The organism is Fredinandcohnia quinoae (genome assembly GCF_022427965.1).
In the GTDB taxonomy this organism is placed as follows: Bacteria; Bacillota; Bacilli; order Bacillales; family Bacillaceae_L; genus Ferdinandcohnia; species Ferdinandcohnia quinoae.
Genome location: NZ_JAKTTI010000026.1, coordinates 47,519 through 61,445, shown reverse-complemented (window position 1 = coordinate 61,445; position 13,927 = coordinate 47,519). Strand labels below are relative to the sequence as shown.

The following is a 13,927-nucleotide window of genomic DNA, read 5'->3' as shown; positions in this document are numbered from 1 at the left end:
CTCAGGTAAAGATCTATACCTACTAACAGTGCAAAGATTATTTTCACAGAAAAAAGGCGACCTCCTTTGATCACCTTAAAGCTACCCAATCACTTAGCCGCAAACTCTATTTCAAAAATTCAGTTTTAATAAGGTAAACTACATCATACTCTGCCAGCTCATTCAAATGACTTTCTGCATCTTGATAAAATTTAGTAGAAATTGAGTTCATAACACTTTCATTTTTAGAATAACAAATACTCGCTAATACGACTTGGCCATCTATCGAAGTGTTCTCTCCTTGAAAGGTACCCCATACAGCTGACATATTCACTTTCCCATCTGAAATTGTATCCAAACCATTAGTCGAACCCGTGCTACCACTGCTACTTAGTCCAATATTGAATGCAAGATGTTTTTCATTATTATCAATTTTCGACGTTGTAAAGATAATTGAACCGTTGCCTTCTATCTGAGATGTTATTTGACTGATCTTATCATTAACTAATTTTCCTGTTTCATATTTTTCAATCCAAACGGAAGCTTCCTTATATTCACTATCTATGTTGAAATCAAATACAAATGATTCATCTGAGGTTATAGAAAGTATTGCATTTTCTCTCTCTGTTAATTCAACAACAGAAATAGTATTTGACTTCGAGTTTTTATTATTACAAGCACTTAAAGTAAATATCGACAGGGCTAATAATAGTATTACAAATATTCTTTTCATTTCTATCCCCCCTATTCACTTGTAGCTTATCCCCGTTGACACAAACCGACCAAAGCAAACATTTCAGCAGAATAGTCCAGAACTCCTATTGTTTCTAGTATAATTCTCTTAAAGCAAAAAATTGGCGAAAAAATAGCTGAAAGAATTCTAATCACATCACAGTGAATTTTCTGCAGAGATATAGAAAACAACCAATCGTTAAAGAAACGGCTGTATCCGTTATTCAATAACAGCTCCCATATTATTGAAGATCTTTTGCTTGTTCCAATCTTTCTTTAATAGTGAATACGAATAATGGTCATAGTATTTGCCTCTTAATAAATGTTTATCTCGATAAATGCCTTCATTTATGAATCCTAAACTTTCTAATGTAGTTGTAGACTTTTTGTTTTCCAAAGCTACAAATGCATTTATCCTATTAAGGTTCATCTTATTAAAGCCATTCTCTATTGCTGCAATCAATGCTTCTTTCATATATCCGCATCCCCAAAACTCATACCATAAATCATACCCTATTTCTGCTATGTTATTGGTTCTATCCCATAAATCAAAACCACAAGTACCAATCTTTTCATTGGTGTCTTTTTTCTCTATAATCCATCTATTATATCCCTTTTCTTCTGGATTTGTATTCCACTCAATAAATTCGATTGCATCCTCTATTTTAGTAAATAGCTCTTCATCATATAGAAAGTCACATATTTTTTCATTACTGAAAAGTTTAAAAATAAATTCAGTATCAGCATCGTTAACATTTCTTAATATTAATCTATTAGTCTCTAATTTAGGGAAATACCTTTGCTCACTCATACCATCACCCTTTACATCTCTTATTCCGTTAAACATCCGTTTGCTGAATATCTCACTGTAAGAATCATACCATATAATCCAAATTTAACCTTATTTTATTTGATAACCACAATCTTTACAAAAGGACCTAGGTATTTTCTCCAAACTGTAGGCCATATTTTTTCTCTAACAAAACTGTACCGACAGTACAGTTACTTCTACAAAAAAGGCACACTTTAGTTCACGAAAGCCTGTAATTATTATTATTTTCTTAAATTATAATATACGTATAACTACACTTCATCTTTTCTAAAACAAACCTGAACATACGAAAAGATTTTTTATACATTTGCTTGACTTGGTACTATAGTATTGGGTTTACGATAAATTTGGGAGGAGATAACGTATGAAAAAACTCACAATTAGTCAGGTAGCTAAATCTGCCAACGTGAACGTCGAAACTATAAAATATTATGAAAAACGAGGGCTGCTTCCTAAACCGGAAAGAAACGGTTCAGGATACAGACAATTTTCAAAATCGGCAATCGGGGATGTATTGCTTATCAAAAAAGCTCAAGAAATTGGTTTCACTCTAAACGAAATCAAACAAATTTTAGAATTAATCAAACAGGATCACTACTTTCCAACGGATGAAATGAATGCCTTCGCTATTGCCAAAATCAATGAAATAAATGAAAAAATTGCTCGGTTGGAAAGTTTCAAATCGTTGCTGGAGCAGGCAACTTCATGACCAGTCCATTCGTTTCCACACCGTAAAGAGGATTGTCCCCTGTTAATAAAAATTAGAAAGGATGTTGACCGTGAGTAAAACCATTGAAATTTTTACAGATAGCAGCCGTTTTTCAGACGATCTTGAAAATCTAGTTAAAGATTATGCTTGTTCACGTTGTACTATTATCGTTTATGATGCGAACAACACAGACTTCACAAGTATAATGGAATTGAAGACAGCAGAATATGAGGTTACTACACTTCCGGCAGTTGCAGTTAGTGGTAAGCTTGTTCCACTAGACAAATTAAAAAATGGCAAGATTTCTAGTTTTGTCAATCACCTGCTGCATGAAAGTCTTGACTAGATAGCTGGAGACTTTCTAAGGTTACTTCTCATTCTACATGCACCTTTTCATGGTTATTCCTCCGTTTAAAAAGGTAACGGTGAAAGCAAAAAGAGAGATTTGAAATATTATCTCTCTTATTATATTAACCTGCATCGTTAGTTTGATAACTTCTAAAAAAGTGTCTTATTCCTTCTTTTATCAGCGCACCCAGTAGATGATGAAAAATCAAAAATTCAAGTATTTTAGCCATTCTTCTCATTAAAAAAGAGTAGGTCAAGAAAAACAAAGGAAAAAGATAAACCTAGGGAGATTGAAACTATAGTATACACATCAAATTCTAATGAATTAAAGATATAGTCAGCCGTATAAGTAAACCCACTTAAAAAAACAAAATAAGCAATAAATTTATACAGTCTTTTCCTTATATCAATCCATTTTAATTTTCTCAGGTTAATAAATACCACAATTATAAAATATAAAATAGCGAGAAAAAGAAAAATGATATAACCGATAACAAAAGCAATAGAAAAAGAACTGTCAATGTCCCTATATATAATGAATACTGATGTAATTGCGCCTACTACAATCAGAACATAGATGATAAAGGCTAAAATGTTTTTCTTCATTCCACACCCCACTGGTTTTCAATACCCTAACTTTTTTAAGCATCTTAGAAAAATACAAATTTTTTAATGGTAATTTATACCTTTCTAATAATCTGTTTCGTTAGTGAAAAGACATTCTGTATTTCACAGAAACTCACAATTTAGTTAATCTAATTACAAATTCTTTTAACATTTAGAGCTCTACGTGATTGTTCCTTTAAATTTAGATTTTCTTCAAGGTCAAATAATACAGCCTCACCAGTTGTAAGTGATTTAAAACCATCCATTTGGATACTACTGAAGTGAACCCAAACATCATCTTCTCCTTCAATAGAAATCCATCCCCACCCCTCATCTTTATTAAAATTTTTACATACCCCTTTTAAGTTAGATCTCATTTTATCCCCCCAATAGGACATAATCTTGTTCAACTAACCTGCACATTTAGTACCAACCAAAGAGAAAAGATACCTTCTCGTCAGCAAATAAATTGGTATTCATTGTGGTTAAATTCTCTTATTATATATACTTAATACTCATAGCTAAATAAACCAAGCCTGTAACCAAAATAAACCCTATAAAAAATAATGCTTGATTTCTATTGGACCAACTACTCATCCAACCCCATCTTTTACGATCTTGATCAATCCATAGGAAGTCACTTACAACTGATAATACAACAATAAGGAATATTATAAAGGGACCCAAGTGTTCTTTTACCTCCTTTTTAATTCGCGTTATATCCAAATTTCACCATATACAGGCTAGATTATTCCCAAAGTTCATGGTTCATATCCTTATTTAACTATCTTGCGTTTGTTCAATAAGGAATTCAACGAAAAAGGTGGTTCATCTTGATGCATAAACGTACCTGTTTGTTTAAGTATAATTTTTTACAATATCTTACTCTTTTACCGCAGTTGCAACTTAGTCCATTCATTTTCTGGAATGTCTCTATGTTTATATTTTAGAACCTTAACATTACCACCACTTGAAATCTGGAAGGTTATTGTTTCTTCGCCATAAGGAGGATTATGGGCTCCTTCAAATGTCATCACTTGCACTGTCACGTTAATACCACCCTTATAATTTTTAATTTTAAGGACCTTTTCATCACCTCTAAACCAAAGTTTAGGCTCACCGTAATAACTATCAACCGCGTTAAAAATCGGGTCAACTAATCGTTCAATTAATGCATCTTTAAGTAATTTCTTTGGTACTGGAATTCTGTTGATTTTTTTTCTTCGAACATCTACAATTTTCCAAACATCTTTTAAATCCCCACTTGTTTGCTTTTCAATTGTGTAGATTACATTTGTCCCATCTTTTTTCCACAGGTGAAAATATCCCTTATTTCCTTTGATATAAAAACGAGGTTCGTCAATCCATTCTTGCTCTGTTTGAATTATTCCTAAAAATAACTGTGAAAGAGGAGTGATTTTATAACCAATTTGATTAAAATCACCAAAAGAATATACTTCATAGCCAGTTAAATCAACTTTAAAATAGTTAGAATTATCTTGCTGTTCATTAGCTTGGGCATTATCGGTAAAAGAAACTATAAATAAAATTATAAGTAATGAGCCTATAATTTTTTCCATCCTCAAAGTCAATCACCTCATTTGTATGTTTCACAAATGAGGTGATTTTATTTATAAGCCTATGGTAAAAATTAAGGCTTTGAATTCCTTTATTTTTTACATCAAACCCTAATAAGTTTTTGAGAGGCAACTAATTATTATGTCGTTTGTTAACCACAATCGTAATGAACTCTGGCAAATAGTTGGGAGTACATCCTTTTGCTACTATTTCATCTTTGTAAAGACCCGTTTTTTCACCAAGTTTAATACAACGTGCACGATTCTTTTCATCATAAACGCCTATCCAGCCTGCGGTGAAATTCATAGCCCATTGAACTTCCGGTTCTTCCAGCGTAATATTAGCTTCTATTGCAGAAAGCAAGTCAGCGGTGTTATCAGGTGGTGTTTGTCCAGTCCATCTCAATCGCCCTTGATAATACCAGAAAGCTCGCCTTTGAAGAGCAGAAGGACTATTTTCCCATGACTCCATCAACGCAATTATCTTCTTGTCCTTGGTAAGCTGATTAGCCATTAACCAATCCATTAAGTTATTTCGCTCATCAAAAGTGTGGGTCTGCATATCCATATCAAGCTTATTTATCACATCTTTTGACAGATGTTTTTTGTCCATAATCAAGATTGCTAAAAGTCTGGGCAAAAACTCTTCGGATGACCAAAGTTCCATAGCTAGTTCGTGATCTTTTTTAATGTCCTTCGCGATTTTTCGTAAGTCGCCTAGCTTAGTTTTACTATTGATCTGATGTAGAATGTTTTCTGCTTTTGGAGAGCATTTTATTTCTGTATCTTTTTTTCCATCCATTTTATACAACTCCTTTTTTAAAGTAACATCCCCGCTAGTCATACATAAGACTTACATAAGACTTACAGAATAATTGCATATAATATAAATGATGTGACAATAACTCATTATTTCATACCTTTTCGTTCTAAAAGTATAGGTGCTATATTTAGCTTCTACTTGAGATGTGATACAGTTATAAAAATTAAGCTACAAATTAAGATGATTTTTTCCAAATGAATACCTACTTTTAAATCTTCTTTGTAGGTATTTTCACCAAGCTGTTGGCCATAATACTTCTACAACTATCCTGTTTCATTAGCTTAATAATTTCAACAAAATTAGGTATAATCCTACTTGGCTATAGCCCCCATACAACGATCTTTTATTTCTTTGTTAGCACAAAATGTAAAAACAGAACTACTAAGCCTAATCTGTAGCGTTTTTCAAATGATAAAGAGTCATAATCATCTATAAACTGTCTTAATTCTTTTTCCTCTATATTTGCATATATCGATAATGTCTCAAACGAGATATTATAAGAAACATTTAAATGTTCAATAATGGATGATACCCTTTCGTCTGGCGTTACATCTTTCATTCCAACTGAAAGGAACAATATCAAATCCGTAAAATCAAGCAACTTCTCAACTGGTAAAAAACATAAATCAGTATCATAGTTTACATATTCTAACACTTTCACTTCGTCAATCCCACTGATTAAACTCATACTATAGGGTGTTATCTTATATTCATCAATAATGGTTTTTAACAAATCTCTTGGGTCTCCAGCTTTTATATCCATTTATTATAGTCCTCCTAAACAACATGTTCTGTTAATAGTTCAATACGATTTGTTTAAATCCCTTCTTAAGTATATTTTCACGGTAGTGGAAGAAGAAAAAAAGCTACCGAAATGGCAGCCAATTTAAAGTAAAGCACGCTATAGTGACACAATTTTTCATTCGTATAGTCCTCTGAATATTAAATTCGCGGTCACTGGTTCCCGTCCAATCTCTCTTGCCCAAACAGACAACTGACCAATGTGATGTATTTCATGAGCAATGACATGCTGCATTATTTCCCCATGTCTAAAAGTCGCAGTTTGACCCTTGGAATTAGTTGCTTGTATTGTTAAGGAATCCATTTCATTCGTCCAAGACTGTATAAACGGTTCAATCTCAGCGTGAAATTGGTTTGATAGAGCTTTCACTTTTGACAAACTTGCATAATCTTCAAACGGTGGCTCCTCTAAATTTTGTTGTGTTTTCAAAAAATGAATCCAACTTTGTTCGACATCTACGATATGAAACAGAGTGTACAGGACACTACCGACACCACCAACCCGTTTCTTAAGTAATTCCTCTTCTGGGATATCTTCGCACCATCTAAACCAATCTTCTCTAACCTGCCAGTTATACTGAAATAGCTTTTTCATATGTGTGCTCCCACCTATATAATAGATTTTTAGACTCTGTAAAAATTCTATATGGAAGTACCTATTTCCTCTTTTTTAAGCACCCATTCATTTGCAATTTTTTAAAATTCTATATTAAGGGAACTCATCAAATATATTTATACAACTTTAACGCTCTTCTACCAACCATTAACAAATAGATAATTACTGCATACACTATTGTTCCTACCGTGTAGTTTATAGGTGTTGTCTGCAAGCTTATTCCATGTATTTCGTTATATATTTCATTCTGTACTTGAGACCACCACGTTACAAACAAGGTGATCAACAATAGGATGAATGCCAGAATTGCTTTTCTATGAAAGGTGATTTTTATAACACTCAATTTTAACGCACTACCAAATTTCATTTCAGAATGCTGTTCTGTTTCCGTTGATTTTTGAAAAGGTAGAGGTGTTAAAAAATAGATATATAAAACACCCCAAACGATAGCCATCATTAACAATCCTGAATGATCCATTTGATGAAAATCCCCCTTTTAAGAAAGTGTTTCATAAGTCCTCTCACGACTTGAACATATCCCAATTCATAATTCCCCATAGACTAATAATGCATCCGTTATATTAAACTGTTCAGTCTGATGGTTTCCTGGGGCCCCTGTTGTAATTAATATATATTCTTCCCCATTTATTTCTGCAAGGCTAGCTAGGCAAAGTCCGGCTTCCTCGGTATAACCTGTTTTTCCACCGATGATTTGTCCATTATCCAATTCGTTAGTACCAATATTTTTGAACATAGTGCTTTTAAAAGTTATTCCATCTGGGTGAAGATTTGTAGGTGAAGTGGAATACCTCTCAGCTGTAAAAATTGTTCTAAATGTATCATTTTTTAAGGCAACTTTTAGAAGTATTGAGAGATCCTTAACCGTTGTATAATGGTCAGGATTATGTAGTCCAGTCACGTTTGTAAAATGTGTGTTATCCATTCCAAGCTGCTCCGCTTTTTCGTTCATTAGTTGGACAAAGCTTTCCTCTGAACCAGCAATATAAGTTGCCAATCCAACAGATGCTTCTGCCCCTGACGGCAGCATGATGCCGTAAAGAAGATCAATTGCTGCAATTTCCTCATTTGGTAAGTAACCGGCCATAGATGCGTTTTCTTCATACAGTCTTGTAAACATACTATCTGGTAGGATTACCCGTTCCTTTACATTTGAAATGCTTTCAATTGCAACTAAGGTTGTCATGATTTTAGTAAGGGATGCAGGATAGATGACCTCTTGACTATCCTTTTCCTCAACAATTTTATTGTCAGTTAATCTAACTAAAATAGCGTTCGTGCTGCTTAGTTCAGATTCACTTTTCTCTGAATCTTTCAATTGAATATTTTTAGTTAAATGAATCAATTTATCTTGAATCGAAATATTGGATTTTTCACTCGTACCATAAGCGATTATGAATACTGTCATAATTCCTAATAGTAATATTGTCCTTATTATTAGTTTTCTTGTTCCCATGTTAAAACAACTCCTTCATGATCATGTCTCTATTGAAACATAATTAAAAGAGTTGTTTTTTAACATTCTATTAGTTAATTCTTAAGAATTCCTTAAGATTGAATAGGAATGGTGACGGTAAAAGTTGTTTTTTCTTCATTACTTTCAGCAGTTATCGTACCACCGTGAGCATGAATAATCTCCTTCGCAATTGCAAGTCCTAGTCCTGATCCGCCAGTCTGAGTTGAACGGGCATCATCAAGCCGATAGAATTTATCAAATATCGCTTGTAATTTTTGAGGTGGAATGAATTTACCACGATTTGTAAAACGAATAATTGCAAGGTGATCATCTGTATTTGCACGAATATCGATTGTGCTATTTTCATCACTATATGCGATTGCATTTTTCAAAATATTATTAAATACTCTTGCTAATTTATTTGCATCTGCTTGTATAAAAAGATTCTCAGGTGTATGAACCACAGCTTCTTTTCCCATCGGAGATAGCATTGGATAGAATTCATCTGCCATTTGCAAAAGCATAAAAGATAAATTGATTTTTTCTTTATCAAGTATGATAGTTTGAAGATTAAATCTTGTTATTTCGAAAAATTCATTGATTAAACTTTCTAAACGAATCGCTTTTTCTAATGTGATTTTTGTATATTTTGCTTTTTGCTCGATTGGCATATCTGATGCTTCATCTAGTAGACTTAAATATCCAATTACAGATGTAAGTGGTGTTTTAATATCATGAGCCAAATAGACAACTAGATCATTTTTTCGCTGCTCTGCTTCAAGAGCATCCTTCGTACGTTTTTCTAACTTGGATTTTACTGAATTTAATTTTTTCTCCATGAATTCAAGCTCAGGTGACAAATGAATTTCTGTCTCTGATTCCTCAGCCAGCTTATTCATTCCGGCACTGATTTCATTAAAATAGCGAGTGAATCTGTTAAGTGCAAAGTAGAAGATAAGTAGTAAAATAAAGATGAAACCAATTGCTAGCCATAATGGTTTATTTTGCCGAAATAATTCAATATACATATTATGTGCAGTCATATAGTCATACCGTAGTACTCGTTCGCAAAAGCTAATAAACCAATTAGCAAATGGATCTTGCAGCACACCGTCAATAATCAAATAGTTAATAAAATAGCCGATAAACCCTGCTATTACAGTAATCATTACAATCTGGAAAATGATTTTTCTTTTTAATTTGCTAAATTCATTTTTCAATCGTATACCCTACTCCCCAGACGGTTTTAATATATTTTGGTTTTTCAGTAGAATCATTCATCTTTTCCCGTAAATGCCTAATATGAACCATTACCGTATTATTATTGTTTAAATACTTCTCTCCCCAAACAGCCTGAAATATTTCTTCTGAGCTGACCACTCTTCCCCTATTGACACATAAATACCATAAAATTGAAAACTCTGTTGGTGTTAGGGAAATAGATTGTTCATTTAACATACACTTTCTAGTATTTTGATCGAGAACTAGACCTGAGAATGCAAGGAAAGTTTGATTTTGTTCCGATTCCTGCTGATTATATGTCTTAAATCTTCGTAGTTGCGCTTTTACACGTGCAACAAGCTCCAATGGTCGAAATGGTTTCGTTATATAATCATCAGCACCTAACGTCAGACCAGTGATTTTATCAATTTCTTCCCCTTTTGCTGATAGCATAATGACAGGAAAATGATAAGTCTCTCTTATAGTCCGACATAACTCGAAGCCATCAATTTCAGGCATCATAATATCAAGAATGGCGAGATCCAATTTTTCTTCTGCAATACATGTTAGAGCATCCTCAGCTTTATAATATTTATGTACATGATAGTTTTCATTTTTTAAATATAATTCTACTAAATCAGCAATTTCTTTTTCATCATCAACTACAAGTATATTGATGCTCATCTTTTGATTTACCCCCTATTAAAACTTCTGGACGTTTTTGAAAAATGATCCAAGAACAAAGCCTCTCACTTTCAATACATTCAGGAAAATTGTATCATATATAATTAAATGGTGTCACACCTACAAGTTACATAATATGGAGGGAAAAACATGAGAACAATTAAATTAGGAAGCAGCACACTTGAGGTACCAGCCATTGCGGTTGGTTGTATGCGTATTAATTCACTTGATAAAAACGAGGCAGAACATTTCATCCAAACAGCTATCGAAGAAGGTGCGAATTTCTTCGATCACGCAGACATATATGGTGGTGGTGAGTGTGAAGAGATTTTTGCAGATGCGATCCATATGAATGCAGCTGTACGTGAGAAGATGATTTTGCAATCAAAATGTGGGATTCGTAAGGGAATGTTTGATTTTTCGAAAGAACATATTTTAAATTCTGTTGATGGGATATTGAAACGCTTGAAAACAGAATATCTTGACGTTCTACTTTTACATCGTCCAGATGCCCTCGTAGAACCTGAGGAAGTGGCTGAAGCGTTTGACATTCTTGAACAGTCTGGAAAAGTGAGACATTTTGGAATCTCTAATCAGAAACCAATGCAAATCGAACTGTTAAAGAAATACGTGAAGCAACCACTAGTTGCAAACCAACTTCAATTAAGTATCACTAACGCTAATATGATCTCAAATGGGATTAATGTAAATATGGAAAATGATTCTGCCGTTGACAGAGATGGAAGTGTTCTTGATTACTGTAGACTGAATGATATTACCATTCAACCTTGGTCTCCATTCCAATATGGGTTCTTTGAAGGTGTTTTCCTTGATAACGATAAGTTCCCAGAATTGAACCAAGCAATTAATGAAATAGCTAATAAATATGGAGTAAGTAACACGACGATTACGATCGCCTGGCTTTTACGACATCCTGCAAACATGCAGCCGGTAACCGGTACGATGAATATTGACAGGTTAAAAGACTGCATTAAAGCAAGTGACATTCAACTGACACGTGAAGAATGGTATAGCATCTATCGTGCAGCAGGCAACATCCTTCCATAAACAATAAATAAAATATACATAAAGGGAGTCCTTAAAGGTCAGTAGACCAAAGGGACTCCTTTTTATGTTCTTCATGTTAATCTATCGCTTGTCATTTTCATGTAAACAAACTGTAATACTATCCAATTTTATTTTTTCATAGACATAGAGTAAATAAGTGTTTCTCAATACTTAAAAACTAGGAGGACTCTCAAATGAAAAAACTAATTTTTGGACTAGCTTTAATAGCATCACTTATTTTTGCTAACGATGCATTTGCTTATACGGTTGTTGAAGGTGATACAATGTCAGAAATCGCTGCAGAACAAGGGATGACGTTAAATGAGTTAGCAGAGGCAAACCCGCAAGTTGAAAATTTAGACCTGATTATTGTCGGTCAACATATAAATACGGATACTCCAAAAAACACACCTGAACTTATAAAAGGGGTAACCATTTCTAAGACAGAAAGTATCACAATGAAAAATACGAACACTGAAAGTAGTAAATTCACAGATGAAGAAATTGATTTATTAGCAAGAATTGTACGAGCTGAAGCGCAAACAGAACCTTTCGAAGGAAAAGTAGCAGTAGCCGCAGTTGTCTTAAATCGCTTAGAAAGCCCTCAATTTCCAGATACGATAAGAGAAGTTATTTATCAGCGCAAACAATTTCAACCCGTTGCAAATGGACAAGTTAATAAACCAGCGGACGAAGAGTCCATTAAGGCAGTATATGCAGCACTAACTGACATGAGAAATATAGCAGAAGATTCATTATTCTTTTACAACCCAGACATTGCAACAAGCCGTTGGCTAGATTCAAGAGAAACTACGGTTGTCATTGGACAACATGTGTTTAAAAATTAGGGGTCTTTTCTCAAAACTGCATTACCTTTAGTTGATTATTAAGCCATTTATTTCTTTACACGCTTTTGCAGTTTGAGCATAATTTAACCAAACTAAACTAACTGTATCATTATCAACTGTTATTATTTCCACAATATCTAGATCATTAAGGACTGTGTTCAATGGTTTAATCTCGTTATTTACTCGAACGTGTATCATTCTTTTTGCCAAAGAAGGATTAAAATTAAATGCAAAATCAATAATTGTCGATCCTTCCGGTAATAAGACAGCATCTAATTTAGGTGTGAAAACTGTAATTTCTTTTTGTAGTAACTCATATGAAATCAAATCATAAAACTCTATTGGATCTTTCGAAATCAACTTTACTGCTTCAATCGAATCTTTAAGAATTCCCATACTCAATGACTTAATTTCACCACTAGTTAAATTATCATGTATTAAGCTAAAAACACCTAATTGATTATTTTTTAAATTGTCCTTTGTAAGGATATTGAATCTGACCTCAACATCATTTACTAAAACTTTCGTACTTAAATGGTTGGAAAATATATTCTTCTCTATTGCGAGGTTATCTTGAAATTGTTGATCTATTGGTTTATAAGCAGTATGTATTCTACCAAGAACGGTATAACAATCAATACTTGAATCTGTAATAACTTTGATTGTGAACAAGTCTGAAAATGGAGATCCCTCTTGCAACAATGAGTATGACTTGTATATCGGAACCTTCCCCCATTCTAGCTCGATTGGAGGGGTATCTATTCCAACTTTCATTTCATCAATAAATATCCTGAACTTTTCGATAAATAGATTTTGATAGTTGTTTATTAGCTTATTTATCTTTTGATATTTTGTCGGGTTTAAATATCCAAATCCCAATTCCTCTAACTCCACTTGCATTTTGAATAAACCTAATCTTTCAGCAAGAGGTGAAAAAAATGATAAAGTTTCATTTGCATAGGCTACTTTTTGTTCAATTTTCTTCACTGAAAGAGTCCTCATATTATGAAGTCTATCCGCAATTTTAATAATTGCTACTCTAACGTCTTCAATAGATGCAGTAAGCAATTTTTTTACATTAATCGCATTATATTCCTCTTTTTGATATGTACCCTTATCCACTTTTGTTAATCCCTCAACAATTAAAGCAACCTGTGAACCAAAATTTCGAATGATATCAACAATGGTGTAATTTGTATCTTCTACAACATCATGTAATAATGCAGAAATAAGAGTAACTACGTCGGCATTATAATCAGTAAGTATTTCACAAACTGTAAATGGATGAATAATATATGGTTCACCTGTAGCCCTTCTTTGTCCATGATGTGCCTTTATAGCAAATGAAATTGCTTCTCTTAATTGTTCTATTTGTTCCTTTTTCAAATAATTTACTTTTTCAAGTAAACTATCGACCATTTTATCCACCATCATATCACCTCATTTCTGAAAATTATAACACTTATTAAATATTTTCAATAGTCCTTTTAAATCGCTATGCTTAGTAGCTACTTTTTTAATTGAAAATAACGAAGAGTTGTATTATTGGAATTAATAAAATGATGTATAGCTCGGTCAATCTGATTGAACTATTCATCATTTATTTATA

The 13,927-nt window shown here is 33.2% G+C and carries 18 protein-coding genes; 4 read left to right on the top strand and 14 right to left on the bottom strand.

Translation table 11 applies throughout. The features are described 5' to 3' along the window. Positions 1–106: 106 nt before the first annotated feature. Positions 107–712 (bottom strand): YgaN family protein, encoded by a 606-nt coding sequence (locus tag MJG50_RS15475; protein WP_240256655.1) that lies wholly within the window; start codon positions 710–712, stop codon positions 107–109. A 219-nt stretch (positions 713–931) separates the two neighbouring features. Next, complete coding sequence (locus MJG50_RS15470) at positions 932–1,558, bottom strand: GNAT family N-acetyltransferase (protein ID WP_345893246.1); 627 nt, start codon at positions 1,556–1,558, stop codon at positions 932–934. Positions 1,559–1,907: 349 nt separating this feature from the next. Here MJG50_RS15470 and MJG50_RS15465 point away from each other — a divergent pair, with 349 nt between their 5' ends. Both MJG50_RS15465 and MJG50_RS15460 read left to right on the top strand, forming a co-directional pair. Continuing rightward, positions 1,908–2,252, top strand: a complete 345-nt coding sequence (locus MJG50_RS15465; protein ID WP_240256654.1) for a MerR family transcriptional regulator — start codon at positions 1,908–1,910, stop codon at positions 2,250–2,252. A gap of 61 nt (positions 2,253–2,313) precedes the next feature. Continuing rightward, positions 2,314–2,598, top strand: coding sequence for a hypothetical protein (locus MJG50_RS15460; RefSeq protein WP_240256653.1), 285 nt, complete (start codon positions 2,314–2,316; stop codon positions 2,596–2,598). A gap of 224 nt (positions 2,599–2,822) precedes the next feature. Here MJG50_RS15460 and MJG50_RS15455 read toward each other — a convergent pair whose 3' ends face one another. The 11 genes from MJG50_RS15455 to vanR all read right to left on the bottom strand — a co-directional run bounded on the left by MJG50_RS15455 (position 2,823) and on the right by vanR (position 10,402). Then, complete coding sequence (locus MJG50_RS15455; protein WP_240256652.1) at positions 2,823–3,206, bottom strand: hypothetical protein; 384 nt, start codon at positions 3,204–3,206, stop codon at positions 2,823–2,825. A gap of 149 nt (positions 3,207–3,355) precedes the next feature. Beyond that, positions 3,356–3,583 carry a cold shock domain-containing protein gene (locus MJG50_RS15450; RefSeq protein WP_240256651.1) on the bottom strand — a complete coding sequence of 76 codons (228 nt, stop codon included), beginning with the start codon at positions 3,581–3,583 and terminating at the stop codon, positions 3,356–3,358. 121 nt (positions 3,584–3,704) lie between these two features. Next, positions 3,705–3,893 carry a hypothetical protein gene (locus tag MJG50_RS15445; protein WP_240256650.1) on the bottom strand — a complete coding sequence of 63 codons (189 nt, stop codon included), beginning with the start codon at positions 3,891–3,893 and terminating at the stop codon, positions 3,705–3,707. Between the two features lie 203 nt (positions 3,894–4,096). Continuing rightward, positions 4,097–4,786, bottom strand: a complete 690-nt coding sequence (locus tag MJG50_RS15440; RefSeq protein WP_240256649.1) for a DUF3888 domain-containing protein — start codon at positions 4,784–4,786, stop codon at positions 4,097–4,099. A gap of 130 nt (positions 4,787–4,916) precedes the next feature. Beyond that, positions 4,917–5,585 (bottom strand): DNA alkylation repair protein, encoded by a 669-nt coding sequence (locus MJG50_RS15435; RefSeq protein WP_240256648.1) that lies wholly within the window; start codon positions 5,583–5,585, stop codon positions 4,917–4,919. 364 nt (positions 5,586–5,949) lie between these two features. Next, a complete protein-coding gene (locus MJG50_RS15430; RefSeq protein WP_240256647.1) occupies positions 5,950–6,369 on the bottom strand; it encodes an HTH domain-containing protein in 420 nt (139 codons plus the stop codon). Positions 6,370–6,525: 156 nt separating this feature from the next. Further along, the gene (locus MJG50_RS15425; RefSeq protein ID WP_240256646.1) at positions 6,526–7,002 is read right to left on the bottom strand and encodes a DinB family protein; all 477 of its coding nucleotides are present in this window, start codon (positions 7,000–7,002) and stop codon (positions 6,526–6,528) included. Between the two features lie 127 nt (positions 7,003–7,129). Beyond that, positions 7,130–7,501, bottom strand: coding sequence for a hypothetical protein (locus MJG50_RS15420; RefSeq protein WP_240256645.1), 372 nt, complete (start codon positions 7,499–7,501; stop codon positions 7,130–7,132). Between the two features lie 66 nt (positions 7,502–7,567). Then, positions 7,568–8,497: a D-alanyl-D-alanine carboxypeptidase family protein gene (locus tag MJG50_RS15415; protein WP_240256644.1), complete on the bottom strand. Its 930-nt coding sequence runs from the start codon at positions 8,495–8,497 to the stop codon at positions 7,568–7,570. Between the two features lie 92 nt (positions 8,498–8,589). Beyond that, a complete protein-coding gene (vanS, locus tag MJG50_RS15410) occupies positions 8,590–9,666 on the bottom strand; it encodes a vancomycin resistance histidine kinase VanS (RefSeq protein ID WP_240256656.1) in 1,077 nt (358 codons plus the stop codon). 40 nt (positions 9,667–9,706) lie between these two features. Further along, on the bottom strand, positions 9,707–10,402 hold the full coding sequence (gene vanR, locus MJG50_RS15405; protein WP_240256643.1) for a VanR-ABDEGLN family response regulator transcription factor: 696 nt from the start codon (positions 10,400–10,402) through the stop codon (positions 9,707–9,709). A gap of 150 nt (positions 10,403–10,552) precedes the next feature. Between vanR and MJG50_RS15400 the strand changes: the two genes are divergently transcribed. After that, positions 10,553–11,470, top strand: coding sequence for an aldo/keto reductase (locus tag MJG50_RS15400; RefSeq protein WP_240256642.1), 918 nt, complete (start codon positions 10,553–10,555; stop codon positions 11,468–11,470). Positions 11,471–11,664: 194 nt separating this feature from the next. After that, positions 11,665–12,318, top strand: a complete 654-nt coding sequence (locus tag MJG50_RS15395; protein ID WP_240256641.1) for a cell wall hydrolase — start codon at positions 11,665–11,667, stop codon at positions 12,316–12,318. 27 nt (positions 12,319–12,345) lie between these two features. Here MJG50_RS15395 and MJG50_RS15390 read toward each other — a convergent pair whose 3' ends face one another. After that, positions 12,346–13,749 (bottom strand): HD domain-containing protein, encoded by a 1,404-nt coding sequence (locus MJG50_RS15390; protein WP_240256640.1) that lies wholly within the window; start codon positions 13,747–13,749, stop codon positions 12,346–12,348. Positions 13,750–13,927: the final 178 nt, after the last annotated feature.